Annotated in this window: 19 protein-coding genes; 3 read left to right on the plus strand and 16 right to left on the minus strand. The window is 72.4% G+C overall.

All coding sequences use genetic code 11. The annotated features are described in order from the left end of the window. The 12 genes from K7640_RS25015 to K7640_RS25070 form a co-directional block, all read right to left on the minus strand. Entirely contained in the window at positions 1-738 is a 738-nt protein-coding gene (locus tag K7640_RS25015) for an urease accessory protein UreD (RefSeq protein WP_222957353.1), read from the minus strand. Continuing rightward, on the minus strand, positions 738-1505 hold the full coding sequence (ureG, locus tag K7640_RS25020; protein WP_222957354.1) for an urease accessory protein UreG: 768 nt from the start codon (positions 1503-1505) through the stop codon (positions 738-740). Before ureG ends, K7640_RS25015 begins: the two co-directional genes overlap by 1 nt. Beyond that, positions 1495-2187: an urease accessory protein UreF gene (locus K7640_RS25025; RefSeq protein WP_222957355.1), complete on the minus strand. Its 693-nt coding sequence runs from the start codon at positions 2185-2187 to the stop codon at positions 1495-1497. The genes ureG and K7640_RS25025 overlap by 11 nt, the downstream gene beginning before the upstream one ends. Beyond that, on the minus strand, positions 2187-3890 hold the full coding sequence (locus tag K7640_RS25030) for an urease subunit alpha (RefSeq protein ID WP_222957356.1): 1704 nt from the start codon (positions 3888-3890) through the stop codon (positions 2187-2189). Before K7640_RS25030 ends, K7640_RS25025 begins: the two co-directional genes overlap by 1 nt. Beyond that, entirely contained in the window at positions 3887-4252 is a 366-nt protein-coding gene (locus K7640_RS25035; RefSeq protein WP_222957357.1) for an urease subunit beta, read from the minus strand. The genes K7640_RS25030 and K7640_RS25035 overlap by 4 nt, the downstream gene beginning before the upstream one ends. Then, a complete protein-coding gene (locus tag K7640_RS25040; protein ID WP_222957358.1) occupies positions 4249-4551 on the minus strand; it encodes an urease subunit gamma in 303 nt (100 codons plus the stop codon). Before K7640_RS25040 ends, K7640_RS25035 begins: the two co-directional genes overlap by 4 nt. Positions 4552-4862: 311 nt before the next feature. After that, positions 4863-5705, minus strand: coding sequence for a hypothetical protein (locus K7640_RS25045; protein WP_222957359.1), 843 nt, complete (start codon positions 5703-5705; stop codon positions 4863-4865). A 183-nt stretch (positions 5706-5888) separates the two neighbouring features. Beyond that, a complete protein-coding gene (locus tag K7640_RS25050; RefSeq protein WP_222957360.1) occupies positions 5889-6866 on the minus strand; it encodes an NAD(P)-dependent alcohol dehydrogenase in 978 nt (325 codons plus the stop codon). Next, on the minus strand, positions 6863-7090 hold the full coding sequence (locus K7640_RS25055) for a helix-turn-helix transcriptional regulator (RefSeq protein WP_222957361.1): 228 nt from the start codon (positions 7088-7090) through the stop codon (positions 6863-6865). The genes K7640_RS25050 and K7640_RS25055 overlap by 4 nt, the downstream gene beginning before the upstream one ends. Continuing rightward, entirely contained in the window at positions 7084-7512 is a 429-nt protein-coding gene (locus K7640_RS25060) for a hypothetical protein (protein ID WP_222957362.1), read from the minus strand. The genes K7640_RS25055 and K7640_RS25060 overlap by 7 nt, the downstream gene beginning before the upstream one ends. A gap of 395 nt (positions 7513-7907) precedes the next feature. Then, positions 7908-8075: a hypothetical protein gene (locus K7640_RS25065; protein WP_222957363.1), complete on the minus strand. Its 168-nt coding sequence runs from the start codon at positions 8073-8075 to the stop codon at positions 7908-7910. 275 nt (positions 8076-8350) lie between these two features. Next, positions 8351-10405: a ThuA domain-containing protein gene (locus tag K7640_RS25070; RefSeq protein WP_222957364.1), complete on the minus strand. Its 2055-nt coding sequence runs from the start codon at positions 10403-10405 to the stop codon at positions 8351-8353. 319 nt (positions 10406-10724) lie between these two features. Between K7640_RS25070 and K7640_RS25075 the strand changes: the two genes are divergently transcribed. Together K7640_RS25075 and K7640_RS25080 are read left to right on the plus strand one after the other, a co-directional pair. Then, the gene (locus K7640_RS25075; protein WP_222957365.1) at positions 10725-11597 is read left to right on the plus strand and encodes a LysR family transcriptional regulator; all 873 of its coding nucleotides are present in this window, start codon (positions 10725-10727) and stop codon (positions 11595-11597) included. Then, the gene (locus K7640_RS25080; RefSeq protein WP_222957366.1) at positions 11594-12514 is read left to right on the plus strand and encodes a serine hydrolase; all 921 of its coding nucleotides are present in this window, start codon (positions 11594-11596) and stop codon (positions 12512-12514) included. The genes K7640_RS25075 and K7640_RS25080 overlap by 4 nt, the downstream gene beginning before the upstream one ends. Here the strand turns inward: K7640_RS25080 and K7640_RS25085 are convergent. The 3 genes from K7640_RS25085 to K7640_RS25095 form a co-directional block, all read right to left on the minus strand. After that, positions 12511-13377 (minus strand): CPBP family intramembrane glutamic endopeptidase, encoded by an 867-nt coding sequence (locus K7640_RS25085; protein WP_222957367.1) that lies wholly within the window; start codon positions 13375-13377, stop codon positions 12511-12513. The genes K7640_RS25080 and K7640_RS25085 overlap by 4 nt on opposite strands. Before the next feature lie 264 nt (positions 13378-13641). Next, entirely contained in the window at positions 13642-14544 is a 903-nt protein-coding gene (gene bla / locus K7640_RS25090) for a class A beta-lactamase (protein ID WP_222957368.1), read from the minus strand. 280 nt (positions 14545-14824) lie between these two features. Continuing rightward, positions 14825-15598 carry a hypothetical protein gene (locus tag K7640_RS25095; protein WP_255609898.1) on the minus strand — a complete coding sequence of 258 codons (774 nt, stop codon included), beginning with the start codon at positions 15596-15598 and terminating at the stop codon, positions 14825-14827. A gap of 477 nt (positions 15599-16075) precedes the next feature. Here K7640_RS25095 and K7640_RS25100 point away from each other — a divergent pair, with 477 nt between their 5' ends. Continuing rightward, positions 16076-17320: a sorbosone dehydrogenase family protein gene (locus tag K7640_RS25100; protein ID WP_222957370.1), complete on the plus strand. Its 1245-nt coding sequence runs from the start codon at positions 16076-16078 to the stop codon at positions 17318-17320. A gap of 79 nt (positions 17321-17399) precedes the next feature. Here K7640_RS25100 and K7640_RS25105 read toward each other — a convergent pair whose 3' ends face one another. Next, the gene (locus K7640_RS25105) at positions 17400-17882 is read right to left on the minus strand and encodes a CocE/NonD family hydrolase C-terminal non-catalytic domain-containing protein (protein ID WP_308042700.1); all 483 of its coding nucleotides are present in this window, start codon (positions 17880-17882) and stop codon (positions 17400-17402) included. Between the last annotated feature and the right edge of the window lie 61 nt (positions 17883-17943).

Consider the following 17943-nt stretch of genomic DNA (forward strand, 5'->3'; position numbering starts at 1 on the left):
TCACACCACCGTGGCGAGGGTCGCGTCGCCCAGGTGGGCGCGCAGCGTGTGCGCGTCGGGCGCGGTGGCGGTCCACAGTGTCGCCGGGCCACCGGCCAGCGGCAGCCGGGCGAGGGTGCCCTCGACGGTCGCGGCCTCGGCGGGGCGGGACGGGTCCACCACCAGCAGCGACCCGGTGGCCGGCGCGCCGCCGAGCACCGCGGGGCCGGCCCAGCCGGGCGCGCCCGGTCCCACGGCCAGCGACTGGCGCAGCAGCGGCCGGCCGTCGTAGTCGACCCGGGTGTGCACGACGGCCGCGCCGGGCGTCTCGCCGTACCGGCCGCAGATCACCTCGTCGCGCCAGGTCAGCCGCGCTCCGGCGGCCAGCTCGACCTGGGATTCGGCGAGGTGCGCGCAGCCGGCCGCCGCGACCAGTTGCTCGGGCAGCCAGTGCAGTGCGCCGCCGTCGTGCACCACGGCGCGGACCGCCATCCGCGACACGGCGTCGGGCCGGCCGGGCAGGGCGACCGAGGCGGCGACGGTGTGCACCCGCACCGCCGCGCCCTCCCCCACGTCGATCTCCAGGCGCAGGTCGTCGCCGGCGAGCGGGCCGGCCGCCCCGCCGACGACGTACACGGTCGCGGCACGGCCGTGCCCGGGTGTCTGCCGCAGCAGCAGCGGCGTCTCACCGCGCAGCTCGGCGAGGACCGTGCCGCCCCGGCCGTCCGCGCGGGCCACCACCCGGGCGAACGCGCGCATCAGGCCGGACCGGCCGGCGCGGCGATCGGGTGCCGGACCGCGTGGTGGGCCAGTTGGTGGCGGATCCAGTCGGCGACCCGGCCCGCCGTCGGGTCGCCGACGATCGACAGGAACACGGTCGGCAGGTCGCCGCGCCGGGCCCGCGCGTCCCGGTCCATGACGGCCAGGTCCGCGCCCACCATGGGGGCCAGGTCGGTCTTGTTGATCACGAGCAGGTCGGCGGACGTGACCCCGGGCCCGCCCTTGCGCGGCACCTTGTCCCCGCCGGCCACGTCGACCACGAAGATCTGCCGGTCCACCAGGCCCCGACTGAACGTGGCGGTCAGGTTGTCCCCGCCGCTCTCGACCAGCACCAGGTCCAGCGGGCCGACCGCCTCGGCCAACTCGTCCACGGCGTCGAGGTTGGCCCCGATGTCGTCGCGGATGGCGGTGTGCGGGCAGCACCCGGTCTCCACGGCGCGGATCCGGGTCGGGTCCAGCACGCCGGCCCGCTTGAGGAAGTCGGCGTCTTCGGTCGTGTAGATGTCGTTGGTGACCACGCCGAGTCGCAGCTCGCCGGCGAACGCCCGGCACAGGGCCGCCACCAGGGCGGTCTTGCCGGACCCGACCGGCCCGCCGATGCCGACGCGCAGCGCCCGGCCGGCCTGTGCCAGCGGCGGATGCGGGTCCACCCCCGGTTCGGGGTGGGTGTGCGGAACGGTCTCGTCGTGCGGGGCATCCGGGTCGGCAGTGGGCGCAGCGGTCGGCGAAACGGTGTCAGGACGCAAAGAGACGCACCTCCCAGGTGGCATGAGCTTCGGCATGGATGTCGGCAAGGGGCGCGGCGGCCGCGGGCAGCCGCTCGGGTGGGTCGTCGGCGGCCCGGGCCGCCTCGGCGGCGGTGCCGTCGCACCGGTCGGCGAGACCGACCAGCAGGGCCTGGACCTGGTACGGGTCGAGGCCGAGCAGGCGTACGCCCGCACTGGCCGCACCGGTCACCGTGCCGTGGGCGGCGACCGTGGCGGTCTCGGCGCGGCTCAGGCCGGCGGCGGCGCAGAGCAGCCCGAGCACCAACGGCTGGTGCGCACCGCCAGGTGTGCGGGGCAGGTCGTCGAAGGACGCCTCCGGCCAGATGGCCCGGCCCGCGCGCAGCAGAGCCCGACCCTGGCGACGGGACACCGTGCGCAGCGCCGGTGCCGCCGTCCGGGCGTCCAGCTCCGCATCGAGCAACGCCAGCGTGGACCCGCGTACGGCGGGACCGGCCGAGGTCACCGCCCGGTGCGCCGCCGCCGCGAACGCCGCGCCGACCAGCCCGGCGGTGGCCAGCCGGCCGGCCAGGAACGCCTCCAACGAGGCCAGGTCGGTGACCCGGCCGGCGGCGACGGCGGCCTCCAGGCCGCCGGAGTGGGCGTGCGCGCCGGCCGGGAAGCGACCGTCGGCCAGCAACAGGAGCAGGCTCGACGTCGCCATCAGAACAGGAAGTACCGCTGGGCCATCGGCAGGCGTGGCACCGGGTCCGGCTCCACCACCTGACCGTCGATCCGCACGGTGAAGGTGTCCGGGTCCACCTCGATCCGGGGCATCGCGTCGTTCTCCGGCAGGTCGGCCTTGCCCCGCGAGCGCACGTCCGCGACCGGCACCACCCGTCGCCGCACGTCGAGGCGCAGCCCGGCGTCGAGGGCGGCCGGCGCGACGAACGCCAGGCTGGTGGCCGCCGCCGCGACGCCGTACGCCCCGAACATCGGGCGCGGCAGCATCGGCTGCGGCGTGGGGATGGACGCGTTGGCGTCACCCAGCTGGGCGTACGCGATCATGCCGCCCTTGAGCACCAGGTGCGGTCGTACGCCGAAGAACGCCGGATCCCACAGCACCAGGTCGGCCAGCTTGCCCGGCTCGACCGAGCCGATCTCGGTGTCCAGCCCGTTCGCCATCGCCGCGCAGATGGTGTACTTCGCCACGTACCGGCGGGCCCGGTGGTTGTCGGCCGCGCCGTCGCCGGGCAGCGCGCCGACCCGCTCCTTCATGACGTGCGCGCTCTGCCAGGTGCGCAGGATCACCTCGCCCACCCGGCCCATCGCCTGGGCGTCGGAGCCGATGATGGAGATCGCGCCGAGGTCGTGCAGCAGGTCCTCGGCGGCCATGGTGGACGGTCGGATGCGGCTCTCGGCGAAGGCCAGGTCCTCCGGCACGGACGGGTTGAGATGGTGGCAGACCATCAGCATGTCCAGGTGCTCGGCGAGGGTGTTGGCGGTGTACGGCCGGGTCGGGTTGGTCGACGACGGCAGCACGTTGGGCTCGCTGGCCACCGTGATGATGTCCGGCGCGTGCCCGCCGCCCGCGCCCTCGGTGTGGTACGAGTGGATGGCCCGGCCGGCGATCGCCCGCAGCGTGTCGGCCACGAAACCGGCCTCGTTGAGGGTGTCGGTGTGGATGGACACCTGCACCCCGGAGGCGTCCGCCACCCGCAGGCAGGCGTCGATCGCCGCCGGGGTGGTGCCCCAGTCCTCGTGCAGCTTGAAACCGCCCGCGCCGGCGCGTAACTGCTCCCACAGCGCCTCCGGCGAGACGGTGTTGCCCTTGCCGAGCAGCAGCACGTTGACCGGCAGCGGGTCCAGCGCCTCGTGCATGCGGGCCAGGTGCCAGGCGTTCGGGGTGACCGTCGTGGCCCGGGTGCCCTCGGCGGGGCCGGTGCCGCCGCCGACGAGGGTGGTGACGCCGCTGGCCAGCGCCTCGGTGACGATCTGCGGGCAGATGAAGTGCACGTGGGTGTCGACGGCGCCGGCCGTGAGGATCCGGCCGTTGCCGGCGATGACCTCGGTGGCCGGGCCGATGACCAGCTCGGGGTGGACGCCGGGCATGGTGTCCGGGTTGCCGGCCCGGCCGAGGGCGACGATCCGCCCGTCGCGCAGACCCACGTCGGCCTTGACCACGCCCCAGTGGTCGAGCACCACCGCGCCGGTGATGACGGTGTCCAGCGCCCCCTCGGCGCGGGTCGCCCGCGACTGGCCCATCGACTCGCGGATCACCTTCCCGCCGCCGAAGACCGCCTCGTCGCCGCCCACGCAGTGGTCGGTCTCCACCTCGATCAGCAGGCTCGTGTCGGCCAGCCGGATGCGGTCGCCGGTGGTCGGCCCGTACAGGTCGATGTAGCGGTCCCGCCGCACGGCGCTCACCGCGCCGGCCCGTCGGTCGTCGGCGCCGCTGTTTTGGGCGCGGTCGGTGACGCTTCGTCCAGCGGCCCGGCGCACTCGCCACGGAGACCGGGCACGACGCGTGCGCCGCCGAGCGGGACCAGCTCGACGGTGCGGCTCACGCCCGGCTCGAACCGGACCGAGGTACCCGCCGGAACGGCGAGACGCTGACCCCAGGCGACGGCCCGGTCGAACATCAGGGCCGGGTTGGCCTCGGCGAAGTGGTAGTGCGAGCCGACCTGCACCGGACGGTCGGCGGTGTTGACCACGACCAGGGTGGTCACCGGCCGACCCACGTTGATCTCGACCGGGCTGGCCGCCGGCAGGATCTCCCCGGGGATCACGGGATCGGGTGGTGCACCGTCACGAGCTTGGTACCGTCCGGGAACGTCGCCTCCACCTGCACCTCCCTCAGCAGCTCGGGGATGCCGTCCTGGACGTCGTCGCGGCCGAGCACCGTCCGGCCGGCCGACATGAGGTCGACCACCGACCGTCCGTCGCGGGCCCCTTCGAGCAGGAAGGCGGTGATGATCGCGACGGCTTCGGGATAGTTGAGTCGCAGGCCGCGCTCGCGGCGGCGGCGAGCGACGTCGGCCGCGACGTGGACGAGCAGGCGGTCCTGCTCGTGCGGGCTGAGGAACACGGGATTCTCCGGTGGGGATCGGCGTGGCCCGCTCGCCGTCGGCTCCGCGCGGAAGCCGCGCCGGGCAGCACCACCCGGAGGACGAGCTGGAGTCACACGACCGCCGCGACGACCGCCGACGGGGTGGCCCGGGACTCCACCATCCCGGCCCGCGCGACGGGCACCCGGCGGTGTCGGTCGGATGCGGACCGCACCGCCCACCGCTTCCGCCGACCGTAGAGGATCGCCACCGGCGGGGGCAACAGTGTTGGGTGAGTCCACGCCCTCCGAATACGTGGGGGCAGCGGCCGATCAACCCCGGGGAATCGAGGTCAGTGCGGGAGCTCGGCGGCGCAGCAGGCCTCGCCGTCGGCGGAGAGCAGGCCCTCGAAGTCCGCACACTTGATCTTGAAGCGGCCGCGCTGCCCCCAGCCGGCCCCCCACGAGTTCTGGAACAGGTACGCCCGCTCCTCGTCCAGCCGGTCCAGCATCACGTAGCAGTGTCCACCGGCCACCGCGCCGGTAGGCTTCACGTAGCCGTCGGCGTCCGGGTGGAACATGTCGTCCGTCCAGTTGGTGCCGACCACCACCGACCCCTGGGTGTTGATCCACTGATCGATCTCGGCCAGCGAGCCGGCGAACGCGAACGCCGCCAGCCGGCCCCGGTTGCGCAGCGCCAGCGCCCCGGACCGCACGGTCGAGCCGTTCTCCGCCCGCGGCTCACCGTCGATCACCTTGCACTCGTAGTACAGCGCGTGCGCATCGGTGTTCTGGTACTCCCCCGGCACCGGCGTGGCGTCCACCCAACCCGACCAGCCGAAACCCACGCAGTGCCCGGTGTCGCCCTGGTCCAACTGGACCGGCAACTGCCAGGCCGGAGCCGCGTCGCCGGCCGGCGTCGGAGCCGGCGCGGGCGGGGGCCCGCCGGCCTGCTTCTTCAGCCAGCGCCAGAAGACCAGGTACGCCCGCCAGTCGGTGAAGTACGTGGTCTCGTTCAGCACCTGTTCGATGGTCCGCTGCCGGATCTCCGCCGGCGGCTCGGCGATCTCCATGAGCCGCGGCAGCGACCAGTCCCGCGGGTCCGGCCGGTACACCCGGCCCAGCAGATGAGGGCCGATCACCTCGCTCGCGCTGCGTTCCGGTGGGTCCTGCGCCAACCGCCGGTTCAACTCCATGACGGCCTACCTCTCCGACCACCCCCAGCAGGGATTTTCCGCTCTCACGATGCGCCCCGGCTGGCGCCCGGCACAGTCCGTTTGCCGACTGCCGGCACGGAATCCGCCAACCGGGTGGGCTCAGGGAGCGGCCATCACCTCGGTTCCCTGCCCAGAAGCTGTGCTGTACGGCGCCTGACGCGGTCAGATGGTGACGATGATCTTGCCCGCGGGGTGACCGTCCCGGAGGTGCCGGATCGCGTCCGCCGCCTCGACGAGCGGGTAGCTGCGGTCGACCGCCGGGGTGAGCGCACCGGACTCGATGAGGTTCCGCAGCTCTTCGAGGTCCTCGGCGCGTTCCATGCTGCTCACGGAGCGCAACTGTTGGCCGACGAACAGGGACAACATCGGCGCGTGGAACATTTGCCGGCCGTAGCCGCCGAGCAGCCGGCCCTTCGTGTACGTGCCGCCGACCAGCGCCAGCGTCCCGTGCGGGGTGAGCGCGCGTCGCAGCACTGACAACGGTCGGTCACCGCCGGTGTCGATGACAAGGTCGTACCTCGGGCCGTCGCGGTCGACCTCCTCGCGGGTGTAGTCGAGGACGTCGTCGGCGCCGAGGGACCGGACGAAGTCGGCCTTGGCCGGGGCGCAGACGGCGGTCACCGTCGCGCCGTACGCCTTGGCGATCTGCACGGCCAGGGATCCGACGCCGCCCGCCGCGCCGATCACCATCACCCGGTGCCCAGGGCGCACCGCGCCGCTGTCGCGCACGGCGCGCAGGGCCGTCATCCCGGACACGGGCACCGCGGCGGCCTGCGCGAACGACAGGTTAGCCGGCTTGCCGGCCAGCCGCTGTGCCGGCACGCTCGCGAACTCTGCGTACGAGCCGCCCAGGCACGTGCCGTACACCTCGTCGCCGAGCCGGAAGCGGGTCACCCGGGCACCGACCGCGGCCACCACTCCGGCCAGGTCCCGGCCGCGCACCGGCACCCGCGGGCGGCGCAGCCCGCTCGCGAGACGGACCAGGTAGGGCCGGCCGGCCATGAAGATCCACACTCCAGGGTCGACGCCGGCCGCGCGAACCTGGACGAGGACATCGTCGTCGCCGATGGCCGGTGGGTCGATGTCGCGCAACTGAAGCACGTCAACCGGGCCGTAGGTGTCCTGCACGATCGCCTTCACGGTGCCGCCTCCTCGGGGTACTGGAACACGTCGTCGAGTCGTACGCCGAACACGCGGGCGATCCGGAACGCCATCTCCAGGGAGGGCGAGTAGCGGCCCTGCTCGATGGCGATGACGGTCTGCCGGGTCACGCCGATCCGTTCGGCGAGCTCCGCCTGCGTCATCTCGTCGTGCGCGAAGCGCAGCGCGCGGATGTTGTTCGTGACGCGCGTCGGCTTCACCACTGCGGGACGCCCCTGCGGTAGACGATCACCTTCGTCAGGGAGCCGACCACCGCAGACAACACGAAGCACAGGTAGATGACGTTGGCGATCCAGAACCGATCCCATTCGGCCAACGCCATGAGCATCGCCGACACCGCGCCGATGACCACGAACGCCTGGCCGACGTGGTCGCCGAGCCGCCCGATCTCCCGGTCGCGCACGTCCTTGACGCGCGACGCGCGCGGGTTCACCACGCCCATGCCGATCTCGGCCACGATGTTCACGGCGACGGCGCCGCCGACCGTCCACAGAAGAGCACCGGCGTAGGTAGTGGCGGCGAGCGGTCCGCCGCCGGCCCGGCTCAGGACGACAGCGGCGTAGACCGCGTACGCGACCACGCTGACGACCAGCATGGTCCAGGCGCGCTTCTCCTCGTGCGTCATGACCGACTCCCGATGTAAAGAATCCCTGACATCGCAAGAGTAAGCAATATTCGACGTCATGTCTAGAAACTTTTACATCGATGGGCTGCTCGCTGTCAGCGGACCTGCCAGGACCTCAGCATCTCGCGGGTCGTCTCGTACTCGGCCTCACCCGGTTCCGCGCCTGGCAAGGCTCGACCCGGGACGGGAGGCCGCCCGGCCCGCCAGCGTCCGTACATCGAACGTGGAGGTACCGCATGCCGACGGCCTCGGCCACACGGCTTGAACCGTGTCCATGGTCTGCGCGATCAGCCGGCTCCGCCCGACGGTCTCGAAACCGCGTTAGCCGCCACCGAAGGTGGCGGCTAACGAACCTGGCGCGGTACCGGGCCCCGAAATGTCGACGATCTGGCAGGTCAGGTGACCCCGACGTTCAGGTAGAAGTGGCCGAGCTTGAGCGACAGAGAGGCGCCTCCGAAGTGGTGAATGAGCATGGCCAACAGGATGACGATCAAGATGCAGACGACGAGCCAGATCAGGGACCACACGAACGCTGGGATCCCGTAGCGACCGACGCGCGCCATCAGGCTCGCCCCCTCGCGGGTGGCGCTGCAGCATGCACCGCCACGCGTGGACCCGTCGACTGTCGACAACTGCGCCCGCCGCCAGCGGACTTCTCCATACCGCCTCCTTCATTGAGGTGTCGCGAGACTTCCCTTCCGCGGCGCGCGTCAAACTGGGACGGGGGGTCGACCGGCTCGCCGCGGCGTTCCGGGCCACCAGGAACCGGTGGTGAGCCCAGCGGGACGCCCCCCTGTGTTGCCGCCGGCCCCCTGCGGGGCCGGCGGCAACACAGGGGTCAGGACGATTTCAGCGACAACATCCAGTCCCGCAGCTGGCGGGCCTGGCGGTCGAGCTCGGCCCGCGCCGCCTCGCTGCCCGCGGCGGGTTTGCCGACGATCGCGATGATCCGGTTCAGCGACGTGGTCGCGGCGTTGTAGTTCTGTGCGAGGTACGCGGCCAGGGCGTCGTCGAGCAGCGCGGAGGCGGCCGCGGCCGACTCCTCGTCCAGGGCGCCGGCGGCACGTTCGCCGCTGATCAGCGTCCGGGTCTGCCGGAAGCTCGAGCAGTTCGCCTCGGTCTGCCCGGCCGACCAGTGGATACCTTCGAGCAGGATCCGGGTGAACGGGTCGCGCTGGTACTGCGCGCGATCGTGGCCGAGGATGAGCGAGAACGCCCGTCCGCCGTCGTACTCCTGGCACCAGGCGATCGGGTGGTCCCCGCCCATCAGGCGCAGCGGGTTGTTCGCGGCGTTGCCGCTGTTGAGGCTGCGCTGGTACGACGACTCGTCGAGGCTCAGCAGCGTGTGCACCTCGGCCCGCGGGTTGTGGGAGAAGTTGTACAGCTCGTCGATGGTGAGCCAGGTCTTCGGCAGGTGCGCGACGGCCGGGTTGGTGCGGTCCTCGGTGTTGACCCGCACGTTGATGCAGCTGCCGCAGGTCCCTTCGCCGTTCTGGCCGCTGGGGTGGTTGGTGAACCACGCACCGACCAGGTCCCGGTACCACGGCACGCTGTGGATCGCGTCGGACGCGCCGTGCAGCCCGAAGTACCCGCCGCCGGCCTGGATGTATCCCTGGAGGGCGGCCAGCTCGCTGGGGTTGAGCGCGTTCGCGTTCGGCGAGCTGTTGGGGTTCGTCCCGTCCACCGGCGAGGAGAAGATGATCGTCTTGTACTTCGCCAGGTCGGCGGCGGAGGTGAACGGCGTGCTGGGCAGCGACATCGGGGCGAGCCGCGGGTCCCAGATGTCCACGTCGAAGCCGTACTGCTCACCCAACTGCTGGACGAGCAGGGCGGTGTCCGGGATGTGGTCGTGCCGGAAGCCCTTGGTGGCCGAGAAGTACAGCACCCGGTAGCCGGCGCCGGGGAAGTTGGTCGACGCCGCGAGCGGCGTCGCCGCGGGGATCGGGTTCGGCCCGGCGGCCGGCGTGACGGTCATCCCGGTCGCCGGTTCCTCCGGCAGCGTGTTGGTGACCTGCTGGCGCAGGTAGCGGGCGTCACCGACCAGGGTGTCGCGCGCCGAGCCGGGTGCGGTCGCGCGCTGCGCCGCGGCGACGAACTGGTTGAGGGCGCGTACCGCGCCGTTGGTGTTGCCCGCCTCCGCCAGGCTCGCCGCCTCCGCCAACGTGGCGCGCAGGCTGTCCCCGGCGTCGGCGCTGAGCGCGCCGCTGGTGACGAAGCCGGCGATGAGGGCGTCGAGATCGGCGTACGACGTGGTGACCACGAACGCCTGGTCGAAACGCGCCGCGTTGCCGGCGGCGTCACTGGCCACCACGCTGATCGTGTGCCCACCGGTGGCCAGGCCGGAGGTGGCGACGGGCAGCGGGGTGACCTCGCTGCCGTCGATCCACATGCGGTGGATGAAGACTCCGCCGGAGGCGGGCGCGGGATCGGTCCGGGTCGGGATCAACGTCGCGGTGTGGCCGACGCGCCCGTCGACGATGCCGGGCCAGCTGACCACCGGTGCCACGGTGTCGATCCGCACGGTGATGGTGCGGACGGCCTCGGCCGAGCCGTCGCCGCCGATGGCCCGGTAACCGACGACCGTGCTGCCCTGCTGGGTGATCTGGACCGAGCCGGCCAGGCTGGCGGGGTACGGGTCGGCCGCGGACGCGGCGGTCTGGAACGGCGCCGTGTTGCCGAGCCGGTACTCCAGGCGCTGGACGCCGTTGACCGCGTCGGTCGCGGAGAGGTTCAGGGTGACCGGCTCCCGGTACCAGTTGTTGGTCCCGGTGGCGGCGGTGGGGGTGAGGACGGCCGGCGCGCTGGTGGGCGCGGCCCAGGCCGGGGTGCCGACGGCAAGGGAAGCGGCGGACAGCGACGTCGCCGGGAGGATGACAGCGACCAGGCACCGCAACAGACGCCGTCGCGCATCTCGGCCGGGGTGTGATCTGAGGGTTCGTGCGACCGGGGGTTGACTGGACATGGGGGTTCCTTTCCAGTTCCAGCGCGGAAGTGGAGGGGGGATCTCGACGGGCCAGGCGAGTGTGGTAGGCCCGGCGAGAGGCTATCGCCGGGAACCGCACTAAGCTAGATGACTACTGCGGAAACTACGCTCCGGTTGAGCAAAAGTACCCATTGGACTGACCCAAAGTCCGGGGTGATGGTTCATTTCGGGCTTCCTCGTCCAGCAGGCCGCACCGGTCGCCCGTGCGCTCCGGGTATACGTTTGGCAGGTGGATGTGGTCGCCGCCTGCCGGGCCTTCGTCGCGGTCAGTGGCCACGGCAGTTTCACCTCCGGCGCCACCGCGGCGGGCATCCCCCAGTCGGTCGCCAGTCGCCGCGTCGCCGCCCTGGAGGAACATTTCGGGGCGCGGCTGTTCGACCGGTCGTCCCGGGCGGTCCGGTTGACCGCGTTCGGGCAGGACATGCTGCCCACGGCGCGGCGTCTGGTCGACCTCGCCGACGCGATGGTCGACGACGCCGAGCGGGCGCGGTTGCGTCCGTTGCGGGTCGCCGTACCCGATATCTGCCCGCCGCCCGGTCTCGCTGCCCTGGTGGTCGCGGCGCGGCGGCAGCGGATCCACCTGGAGGTACGGCCGGCCGGCCCGGCGGAGCGCGCCCGGCTCTGCCAGACCCTGGAGGTCGGTGCCGGGATCGTGGCGGTTCCGGAGGCGACGGCGACCTGGCGGGTGCCGCTCGGGTTGGCCGCCCGGATCCCGTTTCCGGCGCCGACGGTGTTCCTGGAGACGTTGCGCAGCGGCCGTGCCCGCACCCAGGCACGCCGGCGGATCCTGATCCAACCCGAGGACGACGTCGCCCACCTGCGGGACCCGCTGACCCGCGCCGGCCAGTCGACCGGTCTGGCGCCGGCCCAGGTGGCGGTCGCGCCGTCCCTCGTCGACGGCGCCGCGGCGGCTCTCGGCTCCCCCGATCTGCTGCTCTGCTCCCGCCAGCAGGCCGAGGAGTTCGGGCTGCACTGGTGCCCCCTCGCCGGCCTTCGGCTCCTGCGCGGTTACGACCTCGCCGCCGGCCTCCGCGAGGACCACGACCAACTCCGCACCGTCCTGCACACGGACATCGCGCGCTGCCTGGGCGCTTCGACGTGAGCGCCACCGCGGTGGTGCGCAACGCCCGTGACCTGCTCGACGAGGCAGGGCTGCACGGCGCCTTCCTGGTCCGCGACCTCGACACCGGCGCGGAGATCGGCTTCGACACGGACACCCCGTACCCGGCGGCGTCGCTGGTGAAGGTGCCGCTGGCGGTCGCGACGCTCGAACGGATCGCGCGCGGGGAACTCGACCCGGCGACACCGGTCGACGTCACGCCCGGTCGGATCACCACACCGGGCCCCACCGGGCTGAGCCGCTTCCGCCACCCCGCGCGGATCGCCGTGGACGACCTGCTCTACCTGAGCACCTCCATCAGCGACGGGGTCGCTGCCGACGCCCTGTTCGACCTCACCCCACCCGCCACGGTCGCCGCCGAGCTACGGCGACTACGCATCGACGGCATCGTCATCCGGCACCGGGCCGGCGACCTCGCCGACACGCCTGCCGAACGTCTCGGCCCCGACGACGTGCACCTGGCCCACTCCCTCGCCATCGGGGCCGCGACCCCCGGGCAGGGCCACCCCGTCGCCCAACTCGACGTCACCCGCGCCAACACCGGGTCGGCCCGGGCCTTCGTCGACCTGCTGCACGCCCTCTGGCGACCCTCGACGATCCAGCCGGCCACCGCCGCACGGGTACGCGCGCTGATGGGCGACAACCTGCACCGGCAGCGGCTCGCCCCGGATTTCACCTCCGACGCGTCGCGCTGGTCGTCCAAGACCGGCACCCTGCTGCACCTGCGCCACGAAGTGGGCGTGGTGGACCACGCCGACGGGCAGTCGTACGCGATCGCCGCGCTCACCGCCTCCCGGGTGCCCGCCGCCGCTCAACCCGGCAGCGAGGCGACGATGGCGCAGGTCACCCGCTCCCTGCACGACCACCTCCGCACCGGCACCCTGCCCTGGTGGAGTTAGCCCGGGCTCGTGGCCCGGGCGCGCCGCTCGCGCAGCCAGACCAGCACCACCATGGCGACGTTGACGGCACCGAGGATCAACAGGGACGCGTCACCGGAGTCGGTGGACCGGTCGATCGCGTAGGGCTCGCCGTCGGCCAGCACCGTGTTGACGATCCCGAACAGGACGTTGTTGGCGACGTGGAAGGCGACCGGCGCCTCGATGCCCCGGCTGATGATCGCCATCAGACCGGTGCAGACGCCGATGAAGGTGTAGTAACCGAACAGCCAGGGGTCGCTCGACCCGTGGAGCAGGGCGAAGCCCAGGCTGGAGATGACGAGCCCGACGGCCAGGGCCGGGCGGACCGCACGCACCCAGGACGCGGCGGCGGGCAGCACGGCGCTACGCCACCACAGCTCCTCGCCGGCGGACTGCAGCGGCGTGGTCAGTACGGTGACCACCAGCAGGGCGACCGTCGTGCCGCTGACACCGAAGCCGACCCAGCCCGGCGAGTCGGGCGCGACCAGCGCCACGAGACCGATCCCCGCTCCCACCAGCAGCGCCGCGCCGACCAGGTAGTAGGTCAGCCGGCGGGTGTCGAAGGCTCGGGGAAAGCTGATCAGGCTGCGCCACGGCACCTTGGCGATCCGCGCCAGGAGCAGCAGCGCCACGACGCCCGACGCACCGATGCTGAGGTTGACGGCCAGCGACTTCAGCGGTGTGATGGTGGGGGAAAACGGGTCGTCGCTGCCCTCGATGACGCCCACCAGCAGGTAGGACAACACCTGGAGGGCCAGCATCACCAGCGGCGGCACGAGGATGACCACGAGCGGCTTCCACCAGCTCATCCGCAGGTGGGCGCCGAACGGCCGGGAGGTGTCCACGGCCGTTCGGGACCGCTGCGTCGTCGGGACTCGTGAGCTTCCCGCCGGAGGAGGGCTCGGGTGAGCCGTCGTCTCCCAGGGGTCATCGGATCTTGGGGTGTTCATGGGTTCCCTTCGGGATGGCGTGACGTTCCCATTGCAGCGCCCACCCCACCCGTCGGGCAGTGCCGCCGTGTCACCACCGCACCGTGACATTCCGCGGCGGCGGCGAGAGGGAAGTCCAGGCGGCTGTTGGCGCTACCACGCCTCCGGGCCGGCCCACCGTCACAATCCGGCGATCACGACCTCCGTCGCCCGGGCGATCAGGGCGTTGTCGTAGTCGGCGTCCTTCTCGTCGCGGCTGGAGAGCACCGCGAGGACGATCGGCGCGCGGTCCGGGGGCCAGATCACCGCGATGTCGTTGCGGGTGCCGTATCCGCCGGAGCCGGTCTTGTCCCCCACGACCCAGCCGTCCGGCACACCGGCCCGGATCAGCTCGCCGCCGGTGGTGTTGCCCCGCAGCCACCCGGTGAGCACGTCGCGGTCCGCGGGTTCGAGGGCGTCGCCGACGACGTACGCCCGCAGGTCGCGGGCCAGGGCCCGCGCGGTGCTGGTGTCCCGCCGGTCACCCGGCCTCGCCTCGTTGAGCGCGGTCTCGTAGCGCGCCGGATCGGTGACCTTGTCCCCGATCCCGCGCAGTTCCTTCTCGAACCTCTGCGGCCCGCCGAGCCGGCGCAGCAGCAGGTTACCGGCGGTGTTGTCGCTGTACCGCACGGCGGCGTCGGCGATCGCCCGTAGCGTCATGCCGTCGGCGACGTGCTGCTCGGTGATCGGCGAGTAGGTCACCAGGTCGTCCGCCGAGTACCGCACCACCTGGTCCAGCTCGGCGTCGGTGGTCTCGTCCAGGACCTCCGCGGCGGCCAACGCCTTGAACGTCGAGGCGTACCCGAACCTCTCGTCCGCCCGGTACCCCAGGGTCCGGCCGGTGCCGGTGTCGATCGCGTGGACCCCCAGCCGCGCGTCGAACGTCTCCTCCAGCCGCCGGAACTCATGGTCCCGGTCGGCGGCGGACGCGGTGACCGTCACCGCGCGGTCGCGTGCCGGTGGCTCGGCGGCAGCGGTAGGGCCGCAGGCGGCCAGGGACACCACAGCCAGCCCGGCCACCAGGCCGCGTGTCGGAAAGATCATGAGTGCTCCTTGTCGGCGCGGTTGGTCCGGCACGTGCTGCGCCGGACGGGCAGGACTCGACCCTGACACGGGTCCGGCAGGGGGTCGAAGACAGAAGTCGCGGTGTTCATGCCGATCCGGCATCGCCGCCGCCGAGCGCGTCGCGCGGGCCTGGGTCGAGCTGATGCGCCGGCTGGGTCAGCGGCAGAAGGCAAAGCCACTGCCGGGGTACGGAGCACGGCCGCACCCCGGCAGGCATGCCGACCGGAACCGACTTCACGGCGACGCGGAGGGCTTCAGGTCAACAGCCGAGCCGCTTGGTCGACAGAGCGATGTCGTCGATCCAGAGGTCGAACTCCCCCGGCGTCGTGCCGCCCTGGTAGAGCTGCCAGCCGATCTTCACCGTGTCGACGGTCGGCAGGACGAAGGGAACGTCGTTGCCACCGTGGTCGTTCGTGGAGGCGGTCAGCTCCGGGTTCGCCACGCCGTCGATCCACACCTGGACGCGGTTGTCGGCCGCGTCGATCTTCCACTCGACGCACTGCCAGGTGTCCCCGACGACCGGGGCGGATTCCCGCCAGTTGGTCCAGTCGCCGGTCGGTCCGCCGTCGGCGCCGATTCCCCAGAAGGTTCCGGGGACCGTGGGCGCGTACTGGCCACCGATCGGACGCACGACCTCCGCGCTGCCGGTACCGGTCGCCTCGACCAGCGTGAAGTGCGCCCAGTCCGGGGCGGTGGGGAAGGCGTCGACGCGCAGACGCATCCGGCCGTAGAACCGGTTGCCTGGCGCGGCGAAGTCGTCGACGCGCAGGAAGGCGCGCCCGTTGTCGACAGTGTGGACGTGCAGCACCTGGTTGCCACGGCGGGCACGCTCGACAGCGAGCGCGCCGTGGCGGGTGTCGACGCCCCAGTTCACCGTGCTGGGCCCGCCGACGGGCAGTCGCTCGAAGTCCTCGCAGAACAGCAGGCCACGGAGGCACGATCGCGGGGCGGCGTCCGATCCGGCGGCGGGAACGCTGCCGGCGACGGTGCCGAGGAGCAGGGCGGCGCTGATCGCCGCGAGAAGGCTGCGCATGGTCATTCTCCATATCGACGAGTTGCGGTAGGTGAGGGCGGTCCGACCACGACGGCACCCGGGCCCGGAGCCGGTGGTTCCGGGCCCGGGCGGCGCTCGTGACGACCCGGGACCGGTACGTGCCGCCGGCCAGGGGCTAATCGCCGCACGGCCGACGACCGGAGCACCGCACTCGCCGCTGGACCAGCACGCCGCAGGTGACGCCGAGCCGGCGTCAACCCCGCCGCGCCCGATATCGGTGGCCACCGCCGGCTGCCCGGCCCGCCCGGTGGATGGCGAACACTCCGCGCCGTACGCCCCTGCGGAGTGGCACTGCCCTGCCGCCGATGTTATATCGAATCAGCTCGATCTGGGCGGCCGGCGGTCGACGGCATCGGCGCGCGTGGCGGACGACCAGCGGGTTTGACATCGAATCAGGTCGATGTAGCGTGGAAACGCTCCCACACCACCTTCCACCCCCTGATCGAGGAGCCGAACATGCAGCGACGGCGACATCGCCCGGCCACCATGCTGGCCGGCCTGCTCATCCTGACCCTGTCCGTGCTTCTGTCACCACCCGCGTCGGTGGCCGGCACCGCGGCAGCCGGCACCTCCCACGCCCGCGCGACGCCACTCACCGAGCTGACCGTGGTGTCCGAGCGGGTGGCGTTCGGTCTGCAGCGTCCGATCGCGATCACCGGCCTGCCGGACGGTCGGATGTTGATCGCGGAGAAGAACGGGACCGTCCGCGCGTACCACCCCGACACCGGCCTGGCGGCCGCGCCGGTGCTCGACCTGACCGCCCGGGTCGACACGTCCGACAACGAGCGCGGCCTGCTCGGCATCACGCCGGCACCGAACTTCGCCCGTACCGGGATCCTCTACGTGGCGTACACGAGCCTGCCAGCCGGCGCGCTGACCCTGGCGCGGGTGCCGCTCGGCGCTCCCGACCGGCTACAGGTGCTGCTCACCCAGGAGCACGCCGAGTTCGGCAACCACAACGGCGGACAGGTGGCCTTCGGCCGCGACGGCTACCTCTACTGGTCCACCGGCGACGGCGGCGGCGCGAACGACCCGTTCAAGAGCGGTCAGAACCTCGGCACCCTGCTCGGCAAGATCGTGCGGATCGACGTCAACCGCAGCTGCGGAGGCAAGCCCTACTGCGTACCCTTCGACAACCCCTTCGTCCGCACGGCGGGCGCACGGCCGGAGATCTGGGTCTACGGGCTGCGCAACCCGTGGAAGTTCTCCATCGACCCGGTCGACAACTCGCTGTGGATCGGCGACGTCGGCCAGGGCCTGATCGAGGAGATCAACCACATCCGCCCGTCGCAGCGTGGCGCGAACCTCGGCTGGTCCTGCAAGGAGGGCACGCCGGTCTTCGACCAGACGCAGTGCCGGCCGGGCGTCCGGCTCACCGACCCGGTCGTCGAGTACGAGCACTACATGACGGAGAACTGCTCCATCATCGGCGGCCTGGTGTACCGGGGGTCCGTCACCCCGGAGGCGCGGGGGACCTACATCGCGAGCGACTACTGCTCGACCCGCGCGTTCGCCGTGCGTCCCACGTCCACGGGTGGCTACGAGTCCGCCGAGATCGGCACCCTCCCCACCCAGCCGACGGCGTTCGGCGCCGACGTGCAGGGCGAGTTGTACGTGCTCAGCGACCTCCCGGGCTGGCTGAGCAAGGTGCGGTTCGAGCGGGTCCGGCCCACCCCGACCGCCGGGGTGGCCAACCGCTGAACCAGCAGCACCACCGGGGACGGCCGCGTACGGTGGCCGTCCCCGTCCTCATCCGACCAGCAGGGGTCGCCGGGCGATGTCATCGCCGGCGCCCCTTCGGAGTGGGTGTGAGGCTTTCCGACGTCGGCGGCGAGCGGCCGATCATCGCGGTGCCGATCGGGCCCAGCGACCCACACTCGATGGTCGTGCCGTCGGGCCGAACGGTGACCAGGTCGTCGCACACGTTGATCGACTTGCCGCGCTCGTCAACGTCGCACAGCCGGACGAACAGGTCGTTGCTGGGCCGGTCGGCGCGCAGCCACACCTGCGCCGTGACCTGCCCGACAACCTCCAGGTCGGACTCGAGCACCGGTGAGGTGAAGGTCAGCACGCCCGCCCGCTTCTCCAGCGACCGGTTGTCCCTGGGGCCGGGACCGTTACCGTCCAGCTTCGGCCCGCCCACCGACGGGGTCGGGTCATTCGGGTCGTAGGTGAAGGTGCTCGGCGGCGAGGCCGGGCTCACACCCCGCTCCAGCGCGCCGGTGCCGGGGAGAAGATCACCGCGACACGGGGGCGCCACCACCCGGACACGGCGAAGGCCAGGCCCCGGCGTCGGGTTCCCGGCCTTCGCGGCGAGCGTCAGC

The sequence above is a fragment of the Micromonospora sp. PLK6-60 genome (assembly GCF_019890675.1).
Classification (GTDB): Bacteria; Actinomycetota; Actinomycetes; order Mycobacteriales; family Micromonosporaceae; genus Micromonospora.